The organism is Streptomyces chisholmiae (assembly GCF_031845445.1).
GTDB classification, from domain to species: Bacteria; Actinomycetota; Actinomycetes; order Streptomycetales; family Streptomycetaceae; genus Streptomyces; species Streptomyces chisholmiae.
On the sequence record NZ_JAVREO010000014.1, the window covers coordinates 155,049 to 178,976 of the forward strand.

14 protein-coding genes are annotated in these 23,928 nt (G+C 74.3%); 5 read left to right on the forward strand and 9 right to left on the reverse strand.

Annotated elements, in window-relative coordinates:
- Positions 1–16 precede the first annotated feature (16 nt).
- The 5 genes from RM844_RS22650 to RM844_RS22670 form a co-directional block, all read right to left on the reverse strand.
- Positions 17–7,633 (reverse strand): MupA/Atu3671 family FMN-dependent luciferase-like monooxygenase, encoded by a 7,617-nt coding sequence (locus RM844_RS22650; protein WP_311669177.1) that lies wholly within the window; start codon positions 7,631–7,633, stop codon positions 17–19.
- The gene (locus tag RM844_RS22655) at positions 7,630–11,073 is read right to left on the reverse strand and encodes a type I polyketide synthase (RefSeq protein WP_311669178.1); all 3,444 of its coding nucleotides are present in this window, start codon (positions 11,071–11,073) and stop codon (positions 7,630–7,632) included. Before RM844_RS22655 ends, RM844_RS22650 begins: the two co-directional genes overlap by 4 nt.
- The gene (locus RM844_RS22660; protein ID WP_311669179.1) at positions 11,073–12,443 is read right to left on the reverse strand and encodes an MFS transporter; all 1,371 of its coding nucleotides are present in this window, start codon (positions 12,441–12,443) and stop codon (positions 11,073–11,075) included. Before RM844_RS22660 ends, RM844_RS22655 begins: the two co-directional genes overlap by 1 nt.
- A 366-nt stretch (positions 12,444–12,809) precedes the next feature.
- Positions 12,810–13,169 (reverse strand): hypothetical protein, encoded by a 360-nt coding sequence (locus RM844_RS22665; RefSeq protein WP_311669180.1) that lies wholly within the window; start codon positions 13,167–13,169, stop codon positions 12,810–12,812.
- A 176-nt stretch (positions 13,170–13,345) separates the two neighbouring features.
- Complete coding sequence (locus RM844_RS22670) at positions 13,346–14,179, reverse strand: DeoR/GlpR family DNA-binding transcription regulator (protein WP_311669181.1); 834 nt, start codon at positions 14,177–14,179, stop codon at positions 13,346–13,348.
- 304 nt (positions 14,180–14,483) lie between these two features.
- Between RM844_RS22670 and RM844_RS22675 the strand changes: the two genes are divergently transcribed.
- Positions 14,484–15,500 carry a LacI family DNA-binding transcriptional regulator gene (locus RM844_RS22675; protein ID WP_311669182.1) on the forward strand — a complete coding sequence of 339 codons (1,017 nt, stop codon included), beginning with the start codon at positions 14,484–14,486 and terminating at the stop codon, positions 15,498–15,500.
- Between the two features lie 42 nt (positions 15,501–15,542).
- On the opposite strand, the gene RM844_RS22680 is transcribed toward RM844_RS22675, so the two are convergent.
- The 3 genes from RM844_RS22680 to RM844_RS22690 all read right to left on the reverse strand — a co-directional run bounded on the left by RM844_RS22680 (position 15,543) and on the right by RM844_RS22690 (position 18,201).
- Complete coding sequence (locus tag RM844_RS22680) at positions 15,543–16,061, reverse strand: RDD family protein (protein ID WP_311669183.1); 519 nt, start codon at positions 16,059–16,061, stop codon at positions 15,543–15,545.
- Between the two features lie 121 nt (positions 16,062–16,182).
- Complete coding sequence (locus RM844_RS22685; RefSeq protein WP_311669224.1) at positions 16,183–16,692, reverse strand: GNAT family N-acetyltransferase; 510 nt, start codon at positions 16,690–16,692, stop codon at positions 16,183–16,185.
- Positions 16,693–17,130: 438 nt separating this feature from the next.
- Positions 17,131–18,201, reverse strand: a complete 1,071-nt coding sequence (locus RM844_RS22690; protein ID WP_311669184.1) for a rhamnogalacturonan acetylesterase — start codon at positions 18,199–18,201, stop codon at positions 17,131–17,133.
- A 355-nt stretch (positions 18,202–18,556) separates the two neighbouring features.
- Between RM844_RS22690 and RM844_RS33605 the strand changes: the two genes are divergently transcribed.
- Positions 18,557–18,955 carry a beta-galactosidase trimerization domain-containing protein gene (locus RM844_RS33605; protein ID WP_394814576.1) on the forward strand — a complete coding sequence of 133 codons (399 nt, stop codon included), beginning with the start codon at positions 18,557–18,559 and terminating at the stop codon, positions 18,953–18,955.
- Positions 18,942–19,730 carry a class I SAM-dependent methyltransferase gene (locus tag RM844_RS22695; protein WP_311669185.1) on the forward strand — a complete coding sequence of 263 codons (789 nt, stop codon included), beginning with the start codon at positions 18,942–18,944 and terminating at the stop codon, positions 19,728–19,730. Before RM844_RS33605 ends, RM844_RS22695 begins: the two co-directional genes overlap by 14 nt.
- Positions 19,731–19,843: 113 nt before the next feature.
- Here the strand turns inward: RM844_RS22695 and RM844_RS22700 are convergent, their stop codons facing one another.
- Positions 19,844–20,980, reverse strand: coding sequence for a substrate-binding domain-containing protein (locus RM844_RS22700; RefSeq protein ID WP_311669186.1), 1,137 nt, complete (start codon positions 20,978–20,980; stop codon positions 19,844–19,846).
- 358 nt (positions 20,981–21,338) lie between these two features.
- Between RM844_RS22700 and RM844_RS22705 the strand changes: the two genes are divergently transcribed.
- On the forward strand, positions 21,339–23,252 hold the full coding sequence (locus RM844_RS22705; protein WP_311669187.1) for a rhamnogalacturonan lyase family protein: 1,914 nt from the start codon (positions 21,339–21,341) through the stop codon (positions 23,250–23,252).
- Positions 23,253–23,600: 348 nt separating this feature from the next.
- A complete protein-coding gene (locus RM844_RS22710; protein ID WP_006143946.1) occupies positions 23,601–23,804 on the forward strand; it encodes a cold-shock protein in 204 nt (67 codons plus the stop codon).
- Positions 23,805–23,928 lie beyond the last annotated feature (124 nt).

Genomic DNA, 23,928 nt, shown 5'->3' on the forward strand with positions numbered 1-23,928 from the left:
CGGCGGCGGGGGCGGGTCAGCCGCTTGCCTCCTCGTCGAGGGCGGTCAGGGCGCCGTCCCGCAGGAGGTGGACGTACTCCGCCGCCCAGGACTCGACGGTCGCCGCGTCCCACAGATCGGCCGAGTACTCCACCGCTCCCTCCAGTACCTCGCCGGCCGGGGTGAGCACCACGATGAACTCGGCCCGGGACGCGGCCGGCGCGATGTCCGTCACCACCGCGGTCACCCCGGGCAGGTCGATCCCGATGTCCAGGGTGCTCTCGTAGGCCAGGCCGAACGGCAGCTGGTCCGGCATGGTCACGCCCCTGCGCTCCCGCATCGCCGGCGCCACCCGGCGCGGCGGCATGGCGTGCTCCATGCCCCGGACCACGGCGCCGGCGACCCGGTCGGTCAGCTCGCCGAACGAGCCCGTCCCGGCGTCCCGCACCCGCAGCGCGAAGCCGGTCGACAGGCAGCCGACCAGCGACTCGAACGCGCGGCTCTCCCGGCCCGCGTACGAGATGTTCAGCAGCACGTCCGGCTGCTCCGCCTTGCCGGCCAGCAGCCGGCCGAGGGCCGCCGCGGTGATCACGAACGGCGTGGTGCCGCGCTGGACGGCCAGCCGTTCCACCGCCGCGCACACCTCCGCCGGCACCGTGAAGGTCACCACCCCGCCCCGGCCGCTGAGCGCCGCCGGCCGCGGCCGGTCCAGCGGCAGGTCGGCGGTGAACGGCGCGTCCACCAGCTCGTCCAGCCAGTAGTCCGTCCGTCGCTCGCCGGTGGCGCGTTCGTGCTCGGCCTGCCAGTGCGCGAACTCGACCTGCTGTGGCGGGTCCTGCGGCAGCCCGGCGTCCCCGCCGGCTATCGCCGCCCGGTAGAGCGCGGAGAGGTCCCGGAACAGCACCGACAGGCCCCACCCGTCGCAGGTGCAGTGGTGCAGCACCAGCAGCAGCACCCACTCCTCGGTGCCGACCCGCAGCAGCCGGGGTGCGAGGACCGCGCCGGTGAACGGGTCGAGCGGGGTGTCCGCCGCGGCCAGCGCCAGCCGCCGCACCTCCGCCTCGCGCTCCGCCGCCGGGAGCGCGGTCAGGTCGGTCAGCGGCAGCTCCAACGGGGCCGGCGCGAGCACCTCCTGCCGCCAGGCGCCGGCCGCCTCGTCGCGTACCAGCCGGGTGCGCAGCGCCTCGTGACGGTCCGTCACCCCGTCGAGGGCGGCGCGCAGCGCGTCGGCGTCGAGGGGGCCGGTGAGGCTGACCCGCAGCGCCACGTTGAGGACCTGCGGCCTGGCGTGCCGCAGTTGCAGGGTGGCGAACCGGGTCTGCTGCTCGGTGGCCGGGCCGTCGCGGACCACCGCCCGCTCCGCTGGCGGGGGCGCCGGTTCCGGCTGCTGGTTCGGCTGCGAGTTCGGGTCCGGGGCCGGGTCTTCGCCGGGGCTGAGGAACGCGGTCACCGCGCGCAGCGTCGGCTCCCGGTACAGGCGGGAGAGCGGGTACTCGACGCCGCACTCCTCGCGGAACCGGTTGACCAGCCGCATCACCGTGATCGAGTGCCCGCCCAGGTCGAAGAGCGAGGCGTCCGGGTCGACCTCCGTCTCCGGCAGGTCGAACTCGGCGGCCCACAGCCGCCGTAGCCGCGTCGCCAGGTCGGCGGCGGCGTCCACGGCTTCGGCGGACTCGGCGGCTTCGGCGGGCTCGGCGGCGGCTTCGGACGGGGGTGGTGGTGCGGCGGCAGGGGGTCCGGCGGTGTGGTCCACCGCCAACCGGAGGTCGGCGGGCGGGAGATGGCGCCGGTCCAGCTTGCCGTTGTCGGTCAACGGCAGCTCGTCCAGGACGGCCCAGGCGCGCGGCACCAGGTACTCCGGCAGCCGGGCGGCCAGTTCGCCGGCCAGCCGGCCGGCCCAGGCCCGCCGCTCCCCGGGGTCGTCGCCGACCGGGGTCTCCGGCACCACATACGCGTCGAGGACCGTCTCGCCGCTCTCCCGGCGCCGCCCCACGACGGCCGCCCGGCGCACGCCGGGCAACTGGCCCAGGGACCAGGCCACTTCCTCCGGCTCCACCCGGAAGCCCCGGATCTTCACCTGGTCGTCGGCGCGGCCCACGAACACCAGGCGGCCGTCCCCCGTCCAGCGCACCAGGTCGCCGGTCCGGTAGTGAGGGCCCAGGGCGTCGTCCGAGGCGTCGGGCACGGGGTCGGTCGGGAACGCCGCCGCGGTGAGGTCCGGCCGGTGCAGGTAGCCGGCCGCCAGGCCGGGGCCGGCGACCAGCAGCTCGCCCACCTCGCCGACCCGCACCGGCTTGCCGGACTCGTCCACCATGCGCAGCCGCACGTTGTCCACCGGGCGGCCGAGCGGGATCCCGTCGTTCCCGCCGCCGGTGTTCTCCACCTCCGCCGGCGGCACCGGGTCGGCCAGGCAGAGCACCGTCACCTCGGTCGGGCCGTACACGTTCACCGCCTCGTACCCGGCCTCCGGGCGGGGCCGCACCCGCAGCTGTTCGCCGCCCAACAGCAGGTGCCGCAGCGGGGGTTGGTCGGCCGCCGGCAGTCGCATCAGCTGCTCGCCCAGGGCCGTGGGCAGGATGCTGAAGGTGATCTCCCGCTCCGCGAACCACCGGGCCAGCGCGCGCGGGTCGCGCCGGATCTTCTCGCCGGCCAGCACCAGCGTGCCGCCGGCCGTCAGTGCCGGCCAGGTCTCCAGCAGGGCGGCGTCGAAGCTCTGCCCGCAGACCACGGCGCTCCGGTCCGCGTCGGTGAACGCGAACCGCGCCTGGTGCCACTGGCACAGGTCGACCAGACCCCGCTGGGTGAGCACCACGCCCTTGGGCGCGCCGGTGCTGCCCGAGGTGTAGACAACGCACGCCGGGTCGTTGCCGCCCGGCTCGGCGTCCGGCTCCGCCGGGCCCGGGCCCGGCGGAGCGGCGTCCGGCCCCAGCACCGCAACCGTCGCCGGCAGTCGCAGCGCGGCGGCCTGGGCCGGGTCGCTGATCACGGCCCGCGCCCGGCTCTCGGCGATCACCCGCGCGGCGCGGGCGGCGCCGAGGGACGGGTCAAGCGGCACGTACGCGGCGCCCGCCGTCAGCACCGCCAGCTGCGCCACCACCAGGTCCGCCGAGCGCGGCAGCCACACCGCCACCACGGGCCGGACACCGGCGTCCGCCGGCCGGTGCGCGCGGAGCGCGCCGGCCAGCCGGGCGGCCCGCCCGGCCAACTCCCCGTAGGTGAGCACGGTTTCCCCGTCCAGCACCGCCGGGTGGCCGGGCCGCTGGGCCGCCCGCCGGGCGACCCAGGCGGCCACGGTGGTCTCCGCGACCGGCCGTGCCGGGCCACGCTCCCAGCTCGCCGGCACCTCGTCGCCCTCGGCCAGCGCGGGCGGCGCGTCGGCCACGGGCGGGGCCGGCACCGCCTCGCCGGCCGGGGCCGGCCCGGGCCCCGTGGCCGCCTCGCGCGGCGCCGCCGCCACCGCCGGCTGGGGCGTCGGCACCGCCGCCGGCTGGGGCGCCGGCTGCGGCGCGAGGCGGGAGAGCGGGGTGTCGGGGGCCTCGGTGGCGGCGGCCAGCAACTCACGGAAGACCGCGAAGAAGCCGTCGACCGTTCCCGGGTCGAACAGGTCCGCGTTGTACTCCAGATGACAACGGACCCCGTCCGGCTGGTCGGTGAAGTAGACCGTCAGATCCGTGAGCGCCTTGTCGGGGCCGGCGTCCACGGCCTCGGCCTCGATCCCGGGGAGGTCGAAGTGGAACGGCTCCACCGGCTGGAACTCCGCGCACGTCTGGAAGACCGGCGTCCGGTCCGTCCGCCGCGCCGGCGCCAACTCCCGCACCACCCGCTCGAACGGCGTCCCCGCGTGGTCGTAGCCGTCCAGCGCCACACCACGCACCCGCCCCAGCAGCGTCGCGAAGTCCGGATCGCCGGCGAGATCCACCCGCAGGGCCAGGGTGTTGACGAAGAAGCCAACCACCTCCCGTGCCCCGGGCGGGCGTTCGGAGACCGGCACGCCGACGATCACGTCCTGCTGCCCGGTCACCCGGTGCAGCATCGCCGTCCAGCCGGCCAGCAGCGTCATGAACAGGGTCGCGCGTCGGGTGCGTCCCAACGCGCGTATGCGTTCGGACAGTTCCGCGTCCAGGGCGTGGAAGACCGCCCGGCCGTGCGAGGTCATCCGGGCCGGCCGGGGACGGTCGGTGGGCAGTGCCAGGTCGGGCAGCTCACCGCCGAGCACCCGCAGCCAGTGGGCCAGGTCCCGCGCCGTGCCCGGCTCGTCCTCGGCCGCCCGCAGCCGCCGGGCGTGGTCGGCGTAGGTCCAGGCCAGCTCCGGGAGTTCGGCCGGCGTGCCGGTGGCCGCCGCCCGGTAGAACGCGGACAGGTCCCGGCTCAGCACGGTCGCGGACGCCGCGTCCACCACCAGGTGGTGGAAGGAGAGCACCAGCACGTGGGTGTCGTCCCCGGTGCGCACCAGGCGGCTGACGAACAGCGGGCCGCGCGCCAGGTCGAAGCGGCGGGCGCTCTCCTCGGCCAGCACCTCCCGGACGGCCTCGTCGGCCCGACCGGCGCCGTCCAGCACCGCGAAGTCCGGCTCGACCGCGTCCAGTACGCGTTGCACGGCGGACTCGCCGGCCGGCTGGAAGACGGTGCGCAGCGCCTCGTGGCGGGCGACCAGCCGGCGCAGCGCCGCCCGCAGCACCGCCGGGTCGAGCGGGCCGCGCAGCCGGATCGCCTTCACCTCGTTGTAGGCGGTGCGGCCCGGGAGCAGCCGTTCCAGGAACCAGATCCGCTCCTGGCCCGGCGACAGCGGCGCCTCGACCGGCGGTACGGGCCGCTCCCGGTGCCTACGGCGCAGCTCCGCCAACCGGGGTAGCCCGGCGCGCAGTTGCTCGCCCGGGACGCCGAAGTCGACCAGCGCGACCAGCTCGTCGGCGCCCGCGTCGGCCACCGCCTGGGCCACCGGCAGCACCGAGTCCACGTCGCCGATCAGCGCCCGCTGGTCGCAGTAACGGCCGTAGGCCCGCCGGAACACCACGTCCAGGTCGTCCTCGCTGAGGGAACGCAGGTCGGCGGTGACCCCCAGGCTGTTGGTGACCCCGCTGAACAGCGCGAGGGACGCCCGCATGTAGCGGGCCATCGGCTCGAACGCCTCGGCCCGCGCGGTGTCGTGGTCCTCGCCCAGGTAGGTGTGGAGCAGCACGGCCACCCGCCCGGCGGCCGGGTCCAGCCCGTGACGGGCACGGGCCGCCCGGTAGCGGGCGATGTTCGCCCGGAGCTGGTCGACGTCCTGGGTCATCAGGTTGGTCACGATGCCCAGGTCGTGCTGGGCGGCCAGCTCGTAGGACTCCGGGTTGGCGACCACCGCCGTGTAGCAGGGCGGCATGGCCTGGACGGGGCGCGGGAAGAGCCGGATGTCCCGCTCCCCGTCGCCGGTCCGGCGGCGCAGCGGGTCGCCCCGCCACAGGGCCCGCACCTGGGCGAGGCGCTCGTACATCTCCTGCTTGTGCCGCCCGTAGCGGTCCGGGAAGAAGACGAAGTCGTCTGCGTTCCAGCCGCTGGCCACGCCGAGGCCGATCCGGCCGCCGGAGAGGTTGTCCGCCATGGACCACTCCTCGGCGACCCGGATCGGGTCGTGCAGCGGCAGTACCACGGAGCCGGCGTTGAGCCTGATCCGCTCGGTCTCCCGGGCCAGCGCGGCGGCCAGCACGGCCGGGTTCGGGAAGAGGCCGCCGAAGGAGTGGAAGTGGCGCTCGGGCATCCACAGCGACTGGAAGCCCTGCTGGTCGGCGAACCGGGCCGCCGCCATGAGGAGTTCGTACCGGCCGCCGCCCTGGGCCGCCTGGCCTCCGGGGCCGGTGTCGTCCTCGGGGTAGTCGCCGAAGAAGTACAGCCCGAAGTCGGCCCGCCGGTCGCCGGCCGAGACAACGGCGGGCGCGGCGCCGGGTGTTGCCGTCGCGGTCGGCGTCGGCGTGCCAACGGGCGGGGCGGGGACGGGAGTCGGTGCCGCGGTCGGGGCCGTGACCGGCGTCGGGGTGGCAACGTCCGTGGCAGGGAGGGGTGTTGGGGCGGCCGCCGGTACCGGGCGGCGGCCGGTGGGGAAGAAGCCGGCCGCCCGCAGCTCACGCAGCGAGCCCCGGACCGCCTCCGCCACCCGCTCGATGTCCTCGTCGGTGTGCGCGGTGGACAGGAAGAAGTTGCGCCACTCCCAGACGTGCACCCCGCGCAGCATCAGGTGGTAGTAGAGCAACTCCATGTCGGCGTGGTGCTCGAAGCGGAACTGCGAGCCGAACCAGCGCATCCGCAGTGGGAACTCCTCCGCCTCGAAGAAGGCGTTGAGCCCGGTCGCCAGCTCCGTGGTGCGGGCGTTGAGCCGTTCCTGGAGGCCCGGGCCCTGCTCCCTGAGGTGGCTGAGGACGGCGCGGGCCGCCGTCATCGACACCGGGTGCTGGAGGTAGGTGCCGCCGAAGAAGGTGGTGTCGGCGGGCGGGACGCTGTCATCGCCGTACGACCAGTACCCGCCGTCGACCCCGTCCAGCAGGTCGGCGCGGCCGGCGATCGCGCCGATCGGGAAGCCGCCGCCCAGCAGCTTGCCGTAGGTGGCGAGGTCCGGCACGACGCCGTACAGCTCCTGCGCGCCGCGCAGCGCCGGCCGGAAGCCGGTGAGCATCTCGTCGAAGAGCAGGACGATGCCGTGCCGGCTGGTCACCTCGCGGAGCCGGCGCACGAACTCCACCGGCTGGAGGGCGGGGTGGCGGCTCTGTACCGGCTCGACGACGACCGCGGCGATCCGCCCGGCGTCCCGCTCGATGGCGTGCAGGGCCTCCTCGGTGCCGTAGTTGAGGACGGTCAGCTCGGCCACCGCGCTGTCCGGGATGCCCCGGGAGACCGGGACGGTGTGCGCCTCGGCGCCGTGCCCGGCGACGCGGCCCAGCACCTGGTCGGCGTGGCCGTGGTAGGAGCCCTGGAAGGTGACGATCCGGTCCCGGCCGGTGGCGGCCCTGGCCAGCCGGATGGCGGCCGCGTTGGCCTCGGTGCCGGAGTTGGCGAAGGCGACCCGGTCCAGTCCGGTCAACTCGGTGAGCAGCTCGGCGGCTTCGCCGGTCTCGGCGCCGCGCGGGCCCAGCCGGATGCCGCGGGCCAGGTGCTCGTGCACGGCCTGCCGGACGAACTCCGGTTCGTGGCCGAAGAGCAGTACCCCGAAGCCCATGGTGATGTCGGTGTAGACGTTGCCGTCGATGTCCTCGACGCGGGCTCCGGCGGCCCGGCTGGCCGCCACCGGGTAGAGCATCTCCTTGGTGGAGCGCCGGAAGCCGACCACGGCCCGGCTGTCGGCGAGCCGCCGCCGGTGGCGCTGCGCGAGTCGCTTGGAGGCGGCGGTCCTGGCGACATAGCGGCGCACCAGGTCGTCGAGGTGGGCCTGCTGCGCGCGGGGCGAGCCGGCCCGGACCATGCCGCCGCCGGGGGCCACCTCGACGCGGGGGCCGTGCGTCCGGGGCGCGGCGGTTGTCGACTCGTCGGCGGGTGGTGGGGCGGTGGGTGGTGGGGCGGTGGCCTGTGCGTCGGCGGGCGGCGCGGGCTGGGCGGCGGCGAGTTGCGCGGTGATGCGCTGGGCGAGGCCGGTCATGGTGGCCAGGTCCCGGTCCAGGGCCTGGGTCGGGCTCTCCGGGCCGCTCATCGGTCGGTCCCGTCCACCGGCGGGGCCGCCGCGGCGGCGTTCTGGAGTTCGAGCAGTTGGGTGAGCTGGGTCATCAACTGGAGCTGGATCTGGGCCAGCTGTTGCACCCGCTGGGCCAACTCCTCGAACTCCCGCCGGCTGATCTGCCCGTCGGCGGGCGGCGCCGGCGGCATGGGGGTGGCGAGTGGCGCCGGGGCCGCGAGGGGCGCGGCGGCCGGGACGGTCACCGCCGGCGGGACCGGTGGCGCGGGCGGCGGCCCCGGGGGTGCCGGCGGGGGGACACGCGTGGCTGGCGGTACGTCAGGAGTGAGCGAGGTAGGCCCTGTTGTGGGCAGTCGGCTGGTGATGAGGTCGGCAAGCAGCCGTGGGGTGCCGGTCTCCTCGAACAGCTCCCGCATGGTGACCTGGACGTGGTGCTCCCGCTCGATCTCCCGGAGCACGTTGATCATCAGCAGGGAGTCGGCGCCCAGTTCGAAGAAGGTGGTGTCCGCCGGCACCGCGGCCTGCTCCTCGCCCAGGCTGCTGGCGAGCACCCGCAGGATGCTGGTCAGCACCGGCCCGCCGTCCGGAGTGGACGACGGGTCCGTCGTCCGGGGGGTCGGCGGGGATATGGGGGGTGTCGCGGGCTCCGCCGGCGCGGTCCACGGCGGCGCGGCGCTGGTGGTCTCCGTGGTCATGGTGCGTTCCTCTCTCGCCGGGGCCGGCGGTGCGGGCGGCTCCGGCAGGGCGGGGGGTGCGGGTGGTGCGGGTGGTGCGAGGGGCAGGGGCGGGGGGCCGATCCATTGCGGGCGGTGTTGGAAGCGGTAGCCGGGCAGCGGCACGCGACGCCCGTCGGTGCCGGCCAGGAACGTCTCCCAGCGGAGGTCGTTGCCCGCCAGGTGGAGTGCCGCCGCCGCACCGAAGAGCGGGTCGAGGCCGGCGCCGGTGCGCGACGAGGGCACCGCCGGCACGCCGGGCAGGGCCCGGCGGGCCAGGCCGCTGAGCGTGGTGTGTGGCCCGATCTCCAGCAGCACGTCCGGGCGTTGTTCGGCGACGGTGCGCAACGCCGCGTCGTAGCGCACCGGTTGCCGGGCGTGCCGGACGAGGTGCGCGGGGTCCGGCACCCAGCCGGGGGGCCGGACCTCGCCGTCGACGGCGCTGACCAGCGGCACCCGCAGCGGGGCGAAGGGGGTCTTCTCCAGCACCGCGCCGAAGGCGTCGAGCATCGGTTCCACCAGCGAGGTGTGGAAGGCCCGGTCCACCGCGAGCCGTTCGTGCGGGACGCCGAGCGCGGCGAGCCGGGCGGCCAGCCGGTCCACGTCCGCCGGCGGCCCGGCCAGCACCTGGGCGTGCGGCCCGTTGGTCACCGCCAGTTCCAGGCGCGGCTCGGCCGCCAGGTGTGCCAGGGCGGCCTCCCGGGTCAGTCGGGCCGCCAGCATGGCGCCGGGCGGGCACAGCTCACGGGTCAACCGGCCCCGGGCGGTGACCAGTTCGAGGCCGTCCAGGAGGGAGAGCGCGCCGGCCGCGTACAGCGCGGCGTAGCCGCCGACGCTGTGCCCGGTCACGGCGGTCGGGGTGACGCCGGCCGCCGCCCACAGCCGCACCAGGGCGCACTGGAGGGCGAAGAGCGCCGGCTGCCCGCTCTCGGTGGGCCAGGCCGCGGGCCCCGCCTCGGCCGTGAGCAGGCCGGGCCGGCCGCGCGGGCCGTGCAGGAACGATTCCCCAGTGAGCCGTCGATGGTGCTCGTCACAGGCGTCGAGCACCTCACGCACCACCGCGAACCGCCCGTACAGCGCCGCCGCCGCGCCGGGCCGCAGGGCGCCCTGCCCGGTGAACTGGAAGACCGTCCGGGCCGGCCCGTCCGCCGCCCCGGCCGCCCCGGCCGGGCCGCCTCCGGCGAGCCAGGCGTCCAGCGCGTCGGCCAGCGCCGCCGGCCCCCCGCCCCGCACGGCCAGCCGGTGCCGGCCGTGCGAACGGCCCAGCGCCGCGGTGGTCACCAGGTCGGCCAGCGGCAGCCCGGGCCCGGCCCGCAGCGCGTCCCGCATCGCCTCGGCGTTGGCGGCGAGCGCCGCCGGGCTGGACGCCGACACCAGGAACACGTCCGGCGGGGCGACCCCCGCGACCCGGGGCGCCGGCTCGGGCGCCTGCTCCAGCACCAGGTGCACATTGGTGCCGCCCACCCCGAGCGAGGTCAGGCCCGCCCGGCGCGGGCCGTCGGTCGCCGGCCACGGCGCGGGGGAGCGGGGCACATAGAACGGGCCGTCGGCCAGCTCCAGCAGCGGGTTGGGCTCGCGGAACCCGGCGATCGGCGGGATCACCCCGCGCTGGAGCACCAGCAGCGCCTTCACCAGCCCGGCCAGCCCCGAAGCCACGTCCAGGTGCCCGATGTTGGCCTTCACGGCCCCCAACGCGCAGTAGCCGACACGGTCGGTGTCCTCCCGGTACGCGGCGCGGGCGCCGGCCAGCTCGATCGGGTCGCCCTTGCGGGTCCCGGTGCCGTGCGTCTCCAGATAGCCGATGGTCTCCGCGCCGACCCCCGCGTGGTCCAACGCCCGGCGGATCGCGGTGCGTTGACCCGCCGCGCTGGGCGCGGCGAACGCCTTCTTGCCCGCCCCGTCGTTGCCGATACCCCAGCCCCGGATCACGCCGTGCACGGTGTCGCCGTCGGCGAGCGCCCGGCTCAGCCGCTTCAACACCACGGCGACCACGCCGGTGCCGCCGACCGTGCCGTCGGCGGCGGCGTCGAAAGCCCGCAGCCGGCCGGTCCTGGACAGGATCGAGCCCTTCACATGGCGGTAGCCGAGCACCTGCGGCACGTGCACGGCGGCGGCGCCGGCGAGCGCGATGTCGCAGTCGCCGGTGATCAACGACTGGGCGGCCAGCTGCACACCCACCAGCGAACTGGAGCACGCCGTCTGCACGTTGACGGCGGGGCCGGTCAGGTTGAGGCGGTAGGCGACCCGGGTCGCCTGGAAGTCCGTGAAGTTGCCGACCACCACCTGGAGCCCGGCCACCCAGTCGGTCGGGTCCTCGTTCGGCAGCACGTTGCCGAACAGGTAGGACTGCAACTGGTAGAGGTGGTAGCCGGTGCTGGCGAAGACACCGATCCGGCTGCCGTCCCGCTCGTCCGGGTAACCGGCGTTCTCCAGGGCGTGTTGGGCGGTCTCCAGGAACATCCGGTGCTGCGGGTCCGTCAACGCCGCCTCGCGGGCGGTCATCCCGAAGTGCCGGGCGTCGAACCCCGCGATGTCGTCCAGGACTCCGGAGGCGCCCACGAAGTCCGGCCGCCGGTACAGCTCCTCCGGCACGCCCGCCGCCCGCAGTTGGTCGTCCGTGAAGCGGGTGATCCGGTCCTCGGCGTCGTGCACCACCCGCCACAGCTCGTCCGGCGTGTTCGCACCCGGTAACCGGAAGGCCGTCCCGATCACCGCGATCCGTGGGTCCAGCCCGTCGCCGTCCATCAGCCGTGCCCCTCCCGGACGGCGTCGCCGTCCCGTTCCGACCGCTCCTGTGGCCCCGGATCCGCCGCCCGCTCCACCGGGGACGAGACGGGCGTCGCACCGGGCGCCGGGTCCGGTGGCGGCGCGGGCGCCGGCTCCGGTTCCCCTTCCGCCGCCGGCCGCTGCTCCGCGAACGGGTCGGGGAACCGGCGCACCAGCAGCAGCACCAGCAGGCCCAGGCAGAGCACGATGGCCAGACCGTGCAGCGCGGCGACCACCGTCAGCGGCGCGAAGACCTCCAACAGCGAGCCGCTGACCAGCATCCCGAGACCGAACCCGGCGTTCTCCACCGAGGCGGACAGCCCGAACACCCGCCCGCGTCGCTCGTCCGGTACGGCCTGCAGCCGGGACACGTAGATGACCTCGGTGACGCCGTCCGCCGCGCCGGCCACCAACGCCACCGCCAGCGTCGGCACCGTGGGCAGGCCGCTGAAGACCAGGATGAACGCCGCCGACATCACGATGGAGCCGACCGCGAAGGCCCGCTCGCCCAGCGACCGCCCGTCCCGGGTGGCGAACCGCACCAGCACCTGCTGCGCGATGATCACCCCGGCCGCCCAGGTCGCCCAGAACTGGCTGACGAAGGTGGCCGGATGGTCGGGGTCGAGGAGGCTGGAGTAGACCGGCAGCGCCACGTTGTGCGAGGAGGACCCCAGGCCGTCGACCGCCCGCAGGGCGATCATCGCCATCAGCACCGGCGCGGTGGCCAGCAGCAGCCGCACCGACCAGCGCGCGCCCTCGTCCCCCGCACCGTCGCCGCCCGCCTCGCCGCCGGCGGCCCGGGTCCGGATCGGCAGCACCAGCAGGATCGAGGCGGACAGCACGAACGTGGTCACGTTCAGCAGGAACGCCGCGGTGTAGCCCAGCTGGGCCACCACGACGCCCGCCGACGAGAAGCCCGCGATCATCGCCAGCGAACGGCCGGTGACCAGCCAGCTGTTGGCCCGGGTCCGGTGCTCCGGACCCACGATCTCCGGGATGCTGCTGCGCAGCGCCACCTGGGAGAGCGTCGAACAGCTGCCGGTGACCACGGCCAGCCCGTACAGCAGCGGCACCCGACCCGCCTCGGGGGCCAGCAGCAGCGCCAGCAGCGCCGCCGCCTGACACAGGTCGGCGCCGATGATCAGCCGCTTGCGGTCGTACGCCGAGACCAGCCGGCCGGCGACGAAGCCGGCGCCGACGCTGGTGACCAGCCGCACCGCCATGAAGAGCCCGGCGGCCAGCGCGCTGTCGGTCACGTCGTAGACGAAGACGCTCAGCGCCACCATGTTCAGGTAACTGCCGTACGCCGAGATGCCGTTGCCCAGCACGAGCAGCCGGAAGTGCTTCATGCGCACCCTTTCCTGGACGACAGGAGGGCACGCTCGGGATCGCCGACGCCCCCTCCCCGCTCACCGCGTCACGCCGGACCGTCGTCCGACACCCCCTCCGCACCACCCCGCACCCCGCGCCCCACACACCCCGCCAACTCGCACAAGCACTGCCCACCGGTCGCGCGCTTAACCCCGGCCGCACAGCGGTTACGTACGGTGCGCGCCACGCGCGGCACCGCCCAGCCGGCTCCCGACACGCCCCCCGCGGAGGCGGCCCACGACCGAAGTCGCCGAGCCGGCCCGTGCGCCTCCGCCGGAAGCCGCCGTTCGACCACGCGCGCCCGCGTGCCGGCCGGCGAGCCTTGAAGCCGCCGAGTCTCGGGCCTACCGCCCGATCAGTGAGTCGAAGAGGGGCCAGCCGTCGAGCCGGGTCTCGCCGGGGGCTTCGGGCACGAGGCCGCGGGCGGCCGCCGCCTGGAGGAACTGGTGGACGACGCCCGGCTCGTGAAGGTTGAGCAGGTCGCCCTGGCCGTTGGTGACCGAGCCCGCGTACCAGTGGCCCTCGGCGACGAACCGGCCGGGCCCGGCGGGGAAGAGGATCCGCAGGGTGGTCCTGCCCCCGGGGTGGTGCTGGCGGTGCAGCGAGAGCACCTCGTGGCAGGCGGGACGGTGCTTGTGGCGCACCGACCACCACCACGTCGTGTCGCCCACCACCAGGCGGCGGAGTCGGCCGTCCTTACGCATCCCGGGGCCCCTCCCTCTGGCGGGCCGTGGCCCGGCCGCCACCCTACGGACGCCGCCGCGTTCGGCGCGCGCGATTCCCGGGAACCCATCGCACGGCGGCGCCGACGCCCCGGCCCGAACGACGCCAGGGCCTGTCATACCGCAAGAAACGAAAGGGATGCGAAAGCCCGCCGGCGTCAGTCGCTCTCCGCGACCTCGATCTCCAGGCCCGCGTCCCGGCAGTCCTGGACCGCCCGCCGGTCCGCGGAGGCGCCGGTGACCAGGGTGTCCACCTTGTTGATGCCGCAGATCGGGGCCAGCTCCACCCGCCCCAGCTTCGAGCCGTCGGCGACCACCACACACCGCGCCGACGAGCGCAGCATCGCCTGCTTCAGCTCCGCCTCCGGCAGGTTGAGGTTGGTCAGGCCCCGACGCGGGTGCACCCCGTTGCAGCCGAGGAAGACGGTGTCCGCGTTGACCTGCTCCAGGATGCCCGCGCCAAGCGGGTTGACCAGCGAGTGCTGGAGCGGCCGGAGCGTGCCGCCGGTGACGACCACCGTGAACCGCGGGATCGCCGGCTCCAACTCCCGCGCGATCGCCAGGCCGTTGGTGAAGAGCACCACGTCGTGCAGGTCAGCCCGCTCGACCAGCGCCCTGGCCACCGCCAGGGTGGTGGTGCCGGCGTCCAGGATGACGCTCTCGCCGGGCCCGACCAGCCCCGCGGCCAGCCGGCCGATCGCCGCCTTCTCCGCGCCGGCGGCGCCCACCGCCTCCTCGAAGGAGGACTCGAACGCGCCGGCCGCCCGACTCGCCGGCATCCCGCCACCCCGGTTGCGCGCCAGCGCGCCACCACGCACCCGGTGCAGCCGGCCCTGCTTCTCCAGGATGCCCAGGTCGGTGCGCACCGTGACGCGGGAGATGCCGAACGTCTCGGCCAGGTCGCCGACGTGCACGAAACCGCGCTCCTCGACCGTGGCCGCGATCCGCTGACGACGCTCCTCGGCGGGTACGCCCGCCAGGTTGACCACCATGGCAGCGATCTTTCCCAGCCCTCCCTTCCCTGTCAATTCCTTGCCAACCCGGCCCGGCCGCGCTCCATCGGCGCCCGTCAACGCCCGGTTCGGCCTTGCGCACGGTTTCGTTGACCGAACTCCCAGCGCGTTGCTTTCCGATGGCCAAGCCCTCGAAGCGCCGCACGACGGCCGGCGAAGGCCCCGGCCGCGTCCCGTGACTCCGCCGGGGTGGGCCACCCCGTATCCTCGGACCCGGCCGAAGACGAGCACCGAGAAGCTGGGCGGACCCCAAGCGGTCGGTCACCCGTTGCGGGGAGACGCGGTGGTAACGAGTAAGGACGTGGCGGCGCTGGCCGGTGTCTCACAGAGCACCGTGTCCTATGTGATGTCCGGCAGCCGGTCCATCTCACCCGCGACGCGGGCGCGGGTCGAGGCGGCGATGGAGCAGCTCGGCTACCACCCCAACGCCAGCGCCCGCGCGCTCGCCGGCCAACGCGCGCACGTGCTCGGCCTGGTCGTACACGTGACCGCCCGCACCGAGCTGGCCGGGGTGCTGCCCTTCGTCGAGACCGTCACCGGCGCCGCCCGCGAGCGGGAGTACGACGTGGTGCTGGTCACCGGCGACGAGGGGGACGCCGGGCTCGAACGGCTGGCCCGGCGCGGCATCGTGGACGCGTTCCTGGTCATGGACGTCACCCGGCGGGACCCGCGGCTCGGCACGCTGGCCCGGCTCGGCCGGCCGACCGTGCTGATCGGGCGCCCGGACGAGCCGCTGGGCCTGCACTGGGTGGACCTGGACGGCCGGCGGGCCGGCGAGCTGGCGGTCCAGGAGCTGGTCGCGGTCGGTCACCGCGAGGTGATCGTGCTCGGCGAGCCGGTGGGCGAGCCGGGCGAGGAGCACCGGTTCATCGCGGACTTCGAGGACGGCGCCCGGCAGGCGGCCGAACGCGCCGGCGTGCCCGTCGCGTTGGTGCGCCCCCCGGAACGCGGCTGGGCCGGCGTGCTGGCGGTCCGCGACCGGCTGGTCGAGGGTGCCCGGCGCGGCGGGCTCGTCGCCCGCACCCCGCAGGTCGCCGAGCGCGTCCTCCAGCTGTTGCTGGAGGCGGGCCTGGACCCGGCCCGCGACACCGCGCTCGTCGCGATGTGCGAGGACGACGTGGCGCGGCGCCTGCGGCTGCCGGTGACCAACGTCTCCACGGAGTCCCGGCCGCTCGCCCGGCGCGCGGTCGACGCGCTCTTCGCCCGGCTCCAGGGCCGGACCGACCTGCCGGACGAGCAGCTCGTCACGCCCGTCCTCACCCGCCGCACCACCACGCCCGGCCACCCCGACCGGCCCTGACCGCCGGCCGCGCACGGACCGGCAGCGTCCGGAGGGGCGCCCTCACAGCCGGATGACCACCACCGTGCCCACGGCCTTGTCGTGCAGGCACTGCCGCAGCGGCTTGTCCCACAGCGGGAACAGGTAGTTGACCCAGTTGAGGATCGGCACACAGGCCAGGACCCAGTGCGTCAGGTGCCGCCCCAACGCCCGCGGGTAGGGCAGGTTCTCGCCCTTGGGCACGTCGGCGACCCGGGCGCCGCGCAGCAGTTTCCCCGGTGAGCCACCCCACCGCGCGGTGCACAGCGGGGAGTAGACCAGGACCAGCACCCCGATGAGCACGCTGTGCGCCGCCGGGTGGAGGTCGGCCCGGTCGGCCACGGCGGCCAGCGCGCGCAGCAGGAGCAGGAAGAACGCGGCGTCGATCAGAAAGCTGGCGCACCGGTCGCCGAAGTCGGCCAGCATCTCCTGGCCGGCCTTGGTGACGGGGGAGAGCCAGCTGAGCCAGCGGTAGCCGTCCCCGGTGACCGGTATCGGTTCGGGTAACGGCTTCGGTCTCGCTGGGTCACGGGAGTCAGTCATGGCGTGATCGTAGAGGCAGCCGGCGGCCCGGAGGGCGCCGCCCCGGTGTGACCGCACCGTCCCGCGGCCCGGAGCGGCGGTGGCGCCTCGGGGAACGGGCCCCGGGACGCCACCGCAGCGGTCAGACGCCGAACGCGGCGGGGTACCGGATGGTGCCCGTCGGGACCGGGCGGGTGCCGTCCAGGGCCATGGCCATCATGGCCTCGTCAGGTACGTCGAACGGGGCCCGGATACCGAAGCGGGAGGCCGGGGTGAAGCCGAACCGAGGGTAGTAGTCGGGGTGTCCCAGGACGAGGACGAGGTTCTCCCCCGTGGCCCGGGCGGCGGCCAGGGCGGCGCGGATGGCCGCGGAGCCAGCACCGGCGCGCTGGGCCGAGGGCCGTACCGCGCACGGGGCCAGGGCGAGGGCAGGTTGACCGTCGACGTGGCAGCGGGTGAGCAGCGCGTACCCGACCGGGGTGCTGTCGGGGGCCGCGCTGACCACCGACAGGCCGTCGATCCACGCCCGCGGGTCGGCGCGCAGGGCGTCCACGATGTCGGCCTCTGCGGGGGTGGGGAAGGCCGCGAGGAGGATGTCACGGACGGCGGGAACGTCGGCGGCGGTTTCGGGGCGGGCGGTCCAGGTGGTCATGGTTTCGTTCTCCGTGGTGCGGTGCGGGACGTCCGTCGGGGTGTCCGGGCCCTGCCCGGTCATGTCGCTGGTGACCAGCATGTCTGTGCCGGGTGCCACCTCGGGCACCTCGGCTGCGGACAGTCGCGCGTCGGCACACGGCTGAGCACGATCGAATGGAGAGTGAGACAACGTAGAGACCCTTGAACGAGGGCCCCGTCGAGCGCGAAGCTCCGCCCCCGTGCGCCGTGAGGCTTGGGCGGGGGATGAACGTCAGGTCAGACCGGGGCCCGGGACGTGAGGATGGTCCGGCGTGCGCTGCGTACGGCAGCGGCCTGCACGGCAGACATCGACTCACCTCCCCCTTCTGGTCCCGCAGTTGACCCAGTTGTCCCTGCTTGAGCAACGCTAACACGTCCGCTCCCCGGCACCCGGCAACGCCGGGGAGCGGAGCCGGGATCAGCGGATGACGCGGCCGGGGACCAGCCGCTGGTCCCGGAGTTCGTCCAGCACCAGGCCGGCGAAGGTGCGGGCACCATGGACGGAGGTGTGCGTGTTGTCGCCGTTGACGTCGGTGAGGTACAGGTCCCGGGAGGCGGTCTCGCCCAGTCCCTCGACCAACTCCTGGGTGAGCGCCGTCAGGTCGATCAGCGGGACGTCCAACTCCTGGGCCAGGGAGCGTGTCTCGGCGGGCAGGTCGGCCTGCCCGGTGACGTGCAGGGCGACGGAGTTGAGCCTGCCGTCGCCGTCGAAGCGGCGGCGGACCACGGGCGTGACGAGGACCGCGTCGCCGTCCCTGGCCTGGACGCGTTCGACCATCTCGGTCAGGTTGGCCCGGTACTGGTCGCGGGTGGTCGTCTTGTCGTTGTGGGCGAGCTGGATGAGGACCAGGTCGCCGCGGTCGACGCGCGGCTCCAGGGCGTCGAACAGTTGGGGGTTGTCCAGGAAGCTCTGGGTGCTCTCGCCGCTGTCGGCGTGGTTGGCCACCGAGACGCCGTCCCGGAAGAACTGGGGCAGCTCCTGCCCCCAGCCGGTGTACGGCTCGGCGCGCTGGTCGTTGACGGTGGAGTCGCCGATCAGCAGGACCTGCGGGGTGCGTGGGGCGGGCGTCACGCGCAGGCCGGCGAGTTGCGGCGCGGAGCCGACGAACCGCAGGTCGAGGCCCGGGTGCTCGCCGGCCGGGTCGGTTGGCTGTCCCTGCGGGTCGCGCACGTCCACGGTGAAGGTGCGCCGCACCACCTCGCCCGGCTCGGTCACGGTCTCGGGGACCATCGTGCGGCGGGTCTCGGCGGAGACGCCGGTGGCACCGGCCTCCGCCCCGCCGAGCCAGACCGTCACCCGGTAGGTGCCGGGTTCGACCTCGATGTGGCAGGTGAGTGGCTCGGTGTCGGCGCACTCGGCGGGCAGTCCCCGGCCGGCCGGGGAGGCCGCCTGGGCGGGGCTGGTCAACAGGGTGCCGACGGTGGCCAGGGCGGTGAGCAGGACGAGGCCGCCGGCGGTTCGGCGGCGGGCGGGAGATCTCTGCGGCATGGTCCGGTCCTCCGGGCTGGGGCGTCCCCGAGGGGAGCGCCGCGGGTGAGCCATGGCGCCGATCAGTGTGCACATACGTGTTCAAAGGTGCAATAGTTTGAAGCGAGTTAGCGGGAACTTCGATTTGTGCGTCAGAAATGTTGACTGGTGCGGCAGTTCGCCTGATGGTGCCGCTATGAACAGTGCGGAGCCGACGCCGCCCCAGCGACCCCCAGGACAGCACCGACCAGCCACCCCGGACACCGCCGACGAGCGGCTCGACCGGCTGCGCGGCCGGCTCGGCTCGTTGGCGTACGGCGGCGACTACCACCCCGAGCAGGGGCCGGGGGGCGTCTGGCGGGAGGACGTCGAACTGATGCGGCGGGCCGACCTGAGCCGGTTGGCCGGGGCGGTCGGCGGCGTGCCGGAACGCGCGCGGGTCGCCCTGGTGTGGGACTGGGCGAGCTGGTGGGCGTTGGCGGCGCCCAACCACCCGTCCGCCGAACTCGATGTCGAGACCCGGGTCCTGGACCACTACCGGCCGCTGTGGCAGGAAGGCTCGCGCGGGCCTGGCGGAGGACGGCGGCGCCGTAGCCGGGCAGCCGGAGGCGGTCGGCGACGGGCGCCGGCCCTCCTGACTCCGTCTGACCGGCCGACCACACAGCCCCGAGCGGTACACCGAGATCAACCCGTCCGACGACCCCGCGCGGCGGCTGGCCGCGGCCAGGAACCGAACCGCCACAGCACACGTCTTCCGCACCATGGTCTCCAGTGAGCCCCGAGAGCACGTGATGTCCGTCAGGCTGGCCCCGCCGTCCGCGGAGGGTGTCGATCCGCCGCAGGTCAACGACTACGACAGCTTCGCCAAGGCGTACACGGCCGTGAACGAGACCAACCTGGTCAACGCCTACTACGAGCGTCCCGCGATGCTGGCCCTCGCCGGAGACGTGGCCGGCCGGCGGATCCTCGACGCCGGCTGCGGATCGGGGCTCCTGTCTGCCGCGCTGCGCGACCGTGGCGCCGTGGTGAGTGGCTTCGACTCCAGCGCCGGGATGCTGGAGATGGCCCGGCAGCGGCTCGGTGACGGTGCGGACCTGCGGGTGACGGAGCTGGGCAGCCCGCTTCCCTACCCTGATGACACGTTCGACGATGTGGTCGCGTCTCTGGTGCTGCACTACCTGGAGGACTGGGGGCCAGCTCTGGCCGAGCTGCGCCGCGTACTCAAGCCCGGCGGTCGGCTGATCGCTTCCGTCGACCATCCCTTCGCCGTCAACCTCATACACCGCGAGGTCGGCCGCGAGGCCGAATGCGACTACTTCGACACCACCCAATGGACCACGGAGTGGACCATAGGCAGCCAGACCGCCCTGGTGAGTCGCTGGCACAGGCCGCTGCACGCGACGATCGAGGCGTTCACCGGGGCCGGTTTCCGGATCGCGGTCATCAGCGAGCCGGATCCCGATCCCGCCGCCCACGAACGGTTCCCCGAGACCATCGCGGCCATGCCGCGCTTCCTGTCCTTCCTGTTCTTCGTCCTGCGCGCCGAGTAGCAACGGAGACGCTGGACCAGAACGGCGCGGTCAGGCCGCCGGTCCTCCTCGCGCGCCCTGGCGGCGCGCGAGGAGGTGCCGCTGCCCGTCACCAACGTCCCGGGACAGCACACCTAGGCCGCCGCCGCGCCGCAGGAGCGGCGGACGATCAGCCGGGGCCGCAGCGCCAGTTGGCGCTCGGCCAGGCCGTCGTCCGGGGCGGCCAGCCGGTCCAGCAGCAGCCGTGCCGCCTGCGCGCCGACCTCGTACTTCGGCGGTGCCACCGCCGTCAGCGGCACCTCGGCCAGCTCGGCGATCTCGTCGTCGTAGGCCACGAGCGCGACATCGTCGGGGGTGCGCAGCCCGCGCCCCCGCAGCCGGTGCATGATCTCGATCGCGTCGTGGTCGGAGTGCACCAGCGCCGCGCGGGTCCGGCCGGCGACGCACGCCTCGACGAAGGCGTCGTACCGGCTGGCCGCCTCCGCCGGGGCCAGCAGCGGCCGGCCGCTGTCCATCACCGGCGCCGACGGGTCGAGCCCCAGCCGGCCGACCGCCGCGCGGTAGCCCTCCTGGATCAGTGGGGCGGTCGGGCTGCCGTTGACGAACAGCGCGACGCGCCGGTGGCCGAGGTCGTGCAGGTGCCGCACCGCCGTGTAGGCGCCCTGCCGGTGGTCGGAGACGACGTACTCGCAGGGCTCGTACGGCTCCTCGGGCTGACGTTCCATCAGCACGAACGGGACGCCGCTGGCCCGCAGTTGGGCGAGCGTCCCGGTGGGCAGGTGGTGGTTGCCGGTGGTGGTGACCAGCAGGCCGACGGTGCCGGAGGCGCGCAGCGCCGCCACCTGTCGCAGGTCCCTTGGCTCCGCGTAGCTGGTGAGGCCGATGACGACGCGGGCGCCCCGCTCCTCGGCCGCGGCGCGGACCCCGGCGACCACCTGGGGGTAGTAGTAGGTGGCGGAGGGCACCAGCAGGCCCAGCGTGGGCCCGCCGCCCGGCGCCTGGGCCGGCGCCCGGGCCGGGCTCGGGGGGCCGGGGGAGTGCTGGGGTGCCGGCTCGGCCGGCGGGGCGGAGGAGGCCGAGGGCTCGGCCGGCACGGCGCCGCCGCGCACCTTGGTCACCAGCCCGGCGGCGGCCAGCTCGGTCAGGTCCCGGCGGATCGTCCCCCCGGACACGCCGTACCGGGCGGCCACCTCGGTGATGCGGACGACGCCCTTGGCGCGGAGCTCCCGGAGCAGCAGCTCGTGACGTTGCGCGACCAGCATCTCACTCATCCAGGTACCTCTCCCGAGCGGTTATGGCGCATATTAGGTCAACTTTGCGTGTCCTGAAGGGAATCGGCCAGGCCGTTGGCCGCCGGAGGGGCGTGGTCCGCCGTCGAGGGGTGCGACCGGCTCCCCGCGGGGGTGTCAACGAACCATGTCCGTGCAGCAGTTGCGCAGCGAGATGGTTCGATGTGCAACGGGTCGGCGCTGTGTGCAAGTTACTGCTCTTTTCTTGTCAGAGGCGTTGACCGCATGTGTATTTCGCAGGATGGTGCAACTGCGTCATCGCCAGAACGGCCGGCCCATCGCCGGAGGGGCGCCGCGGGACGCGCCCCCACCGTGAGCTGACAGCGAGGAGAACCCCCCCATGCAGCACCAGCCTGTCCGGAATCACCGCCACCGGCGTCGCGGCCGGCGAACCGCCGCCGTCGGCACGCTCGTCGCCACGCTGAGCGCCGCCGCCCTCACCGGCCTCGGTGTCGCCGGCGCCACCGGACCCGAGCAGCCGGCCCCCACGAGCACCGGGAGCGACCCCGCCACCCAGGCGACCACCCGCACCATGGAGCGGCTGGACCGCGGCGTGGTCGCCGTCCGGGCCGACACCACCGACGTCTTCGTCTCCTGGCGGCTGTCCGGGCTCGACCCGGACGGGATCGGGTTCAACGTCTACCGGTCGACGGCCGGCGGTTCCTGGACCCAACTGAACGCGGAGGTGCTGACGGACGGCACCAACTTCACCGACACCGAGGCCGACCTCACGCGGGAGAACCAGTACCACGTGCGGGCCGTGGTCGACGGCGAGGAGGGCGAGCCGAGCGCGGCCTTCACGTTGGCCGCGGACAGCGCCGAGGAGCCCGTCGTCCGCCTCCCGCTGCGGGACGGCGGCCCGGTGAAGTACGCCTGGGTCGGCGACCTGGACGGCGACGGCGCCTACGACTTCGTGATCGACCGGATGGACCCGGAGCAGGGCCTGGAGGCCTACACCAGCACGGGTGAGTTCCTGTGGTCGGTCGATCTCGGCCCCAACAGCGCGAACCAGGACAACATCGAGCCGGGCTCGTCGGCCATCAGCACCGGCCACTGGGACGGCGTGACCGTCTACGACCTCGACAGCGACGGGCGGGCCGAGGTCGCCGTCCGGGTCGGCGACGGCGTCGTCTTCGGCGACGGCGCGGTCCACGAGGAGGCCGACGAGGTCCGCCAGTCGATCGCCGTCCTGGACGGCCAGACCGGCGCCGCGCTCGCCACCGCCCCGGTGCCCGACGACTACCTCGCCGACGGGCCGCTGGCCGCGCGGTTCGGCGTCGGCCACCTGGACGGCACCAACCCCAGCCTCGTCTCGTACATGAAGAACCGGATCGGCAACGGCGGGTTCAACCTGATGTACACCGCCTGGCGGTTCGACGGCACCGAGCTGGACCTGGAGTGGAAGTGGCTGCGCGGCGACCAGGCCGCCGCCGACGGGCACAACACCCGGATCGTCGACGTGGACGGCGACGGCCGGGACGAGATCGCCGAGATCGGCTTCGTCCTCAACGGCGACGGGACGCTGCGCTACTCGCTGGCCGACCAGGGGGTCGGGCACGGCGACCGCTTCCACATCGCCGACATCGACCCCGACCGCCCCGGCCTGGAGGGCTACGGGGTGCAGCAGGACCAGGCCGACGGGCTGCGCGAGTACTACTACGACGCGGCCACCGGCGAGATGATCTGGCAGCACTTCGCCGACGGGGTCGCCGACGTGGGCCGCGGGGTGGCCGCCGACATCGACCCGCGCTTCCCCGGCATGGAGGTGTGGTCCTTCTCCGGGGTCTACCACGCCGCCTCCGACGAACTCACCGAGCCCGACACCGGTCTGGCGCCCTGGCCGCAGCTCGGCTTCCACTGGGACGGCGACCTGACCGCGGAGCTGCTCAACGACGGCAAGTTCGAGGAGTGGGACCCGGAGAACCCGCGGCCGAGCAACAGCCTGTCGCGGCTGCTGAGCACCTGGAACCACGGCGCGGTCAACGCCAGCGGGGGCTACAACCCCCTCGTCTACGGCGACATCCTCGGCGACTGGCGCGAGGAGGCCGTCTACACCAACGGTGAGTACAACGAGCTGATCATCTTCACCACGGACATCCCGACCGACACCCGGCTCTACACGCTCGCCCACAACCCGGCCTACCGGAACGCCATGACCCTGCACGGCTACATGCAGTCCCACCACACCGACTACTACCTGGGCGAGGGCATGACCACCCCGCCCCGGCCGAACATCGCCCACCCGGGCGACTGAGCCCACCGACCCGTCCCGACCCGCCACCGGGTCGGGACGGGCCCGCGGCGGGTGCGTGGCGCCGGTCGGTTATCTGTGCTCGCGAGGTGAGACTTTGACCGGCCGTGTGGTGAGAGTTCTTACCGTGGTGCGGGGAGCGGAATTACGAAAAGCGTGTGGGCCGCCGTGGTGTGCTACTGTCGATCTCAGTTGCAGTTGTGGTTCCCAAGACTTCAGCGCCCCCGCTCGGCTCCCGCCGGTGGGAGCGTTTTGTTTTTTCCGGATATTTTCCGGGGCGGGGTAATCATCGCGGCGACACGGCGTCCGCGCAGTGTGGACTCCGGTGTATTGCCCCAAGGAGAAAATGATATGGCTACTGGTACCGTCAAGTGGTTCAACTCGGAAAAGGGCTTCGGCTTCATCGAGCAGGACGGTGGCGGCCCCGACGTGTTCGCCCACTACTCGAACATCGCCGCCCAGGGTTTCCGTGAGCTGCTCGAAGGCCAGAAGGTGAGCTTCGACATCGCGCAGGGCCAGAAGGGCCCGACGGCCGAGAACATCGTTCCGGCCTGACGCTGACGCGCACTTCGCAGCTGGGGCCCGCATCCTTCGGGGTGCGGGCCCCAGCTGCACGCTTTCCCCACGGCGATATCGCCGGCCGGGGGGCGTCGAGAGCCACGCGGGCGGCGGACGCGCA

Excerpts from the sequence above, each read along its gene's own strand:
- RM844_RS22695 (WP_311669185.1), top strand. The coding sequence starts at position 18,942 with ATGGTCTCCAGTGAGCCCCGAGAGCACGTGATGTCCGTCAGGCTGGCC.
- RM844_RS22670 (WP_311669181.1), bottom strand. The coding sequence starts at position 14,179 with ATGGTGGTCAACCTGGCGGGCGTACCCGCCGAGGAGCGTCGTCAGCGG.
- RM844_RS22705 (WP_311669187.1), top strand. The coding sequence starts at position 21,339 with ATGCAGCACCAGCCTGTCCGGAATCACCGCCACCGGCGTCGCGGCCGG.
- RM844_RS22710 (WP_006143946.1), top strand. The coding sequence starts at position 23,601 with ATGGCTACTGGTACCGTCAAGTGGTTCAACTCGGAAAAGGGCTTCGGC.
- RM844_RS22660 (WP_311669179.1), bottom strand. The coding sequence starts at position 12,443 with ATGAAGCACTTCCGGCTGCTCGTGCTGGGCAACGGCATCTCGGCGTAC.
- RM844_RS22690 (WP_311669184.1), bottom strand. The coding sequence starts at position 18,201 with ATGCCGCAGAGATCTCCCGCCCGCCGCCGAACCGCCGGCGGCCTCGTC.
- RM844_RS22680 (WP_311669183.1), bottom strand. The coding sequence starts at position 16,061 with ATGACTGACTCCCGTGACCCAGCGAGACCGAAGCCGTTACCCGAACCG.
- RM844_RS33605 (WP_394814576.1), top strand. The coding sequence starts at position 18,557 with ATGCGGCGGGCCGACCTGAGCCGGTTGGCCGGGGCGGTCGGCGGCGTG.
- RM844_RS22685 (WP_311669224.1), bottom strand. The coding sequence starts at position 16,692 with ATGACCACCTGGACCGCCCGCCCCGAAACCGCCGCCGACGTTCCCGCC.
- RM844_RS22655 (WP_311669178.1), bottom strand. The coding sequence starts at position 11,073 with ATGGACGGCGACGGGCTGGACCCACGGATCGCGGTGATCGGGACGGCC.
- RM844_RS22650 (WP_311669177.1), bottom strand. The coding sequence starts at position 7,633 with ATGAGCGGCCCGGAGAGCCCGACCCAGGCCCTGGACCGGGACCTGGCC.
- RM844_RS22700 (WP_311669186.1), bottom strand. The coding sequence starts at position 20,980 with ATGAGTGAGATGCTGGTCGCGCAACGTCACGAGCTGCTGCTCCGGGAG.
- RM844_RS22665 (WP_311669180.1), bottom strand. The coding sequence starts at position 13,169 with ATGCGTAAGGACGGCCGACTCCGCCGCCTGGTGGTGGGCGACACGACG.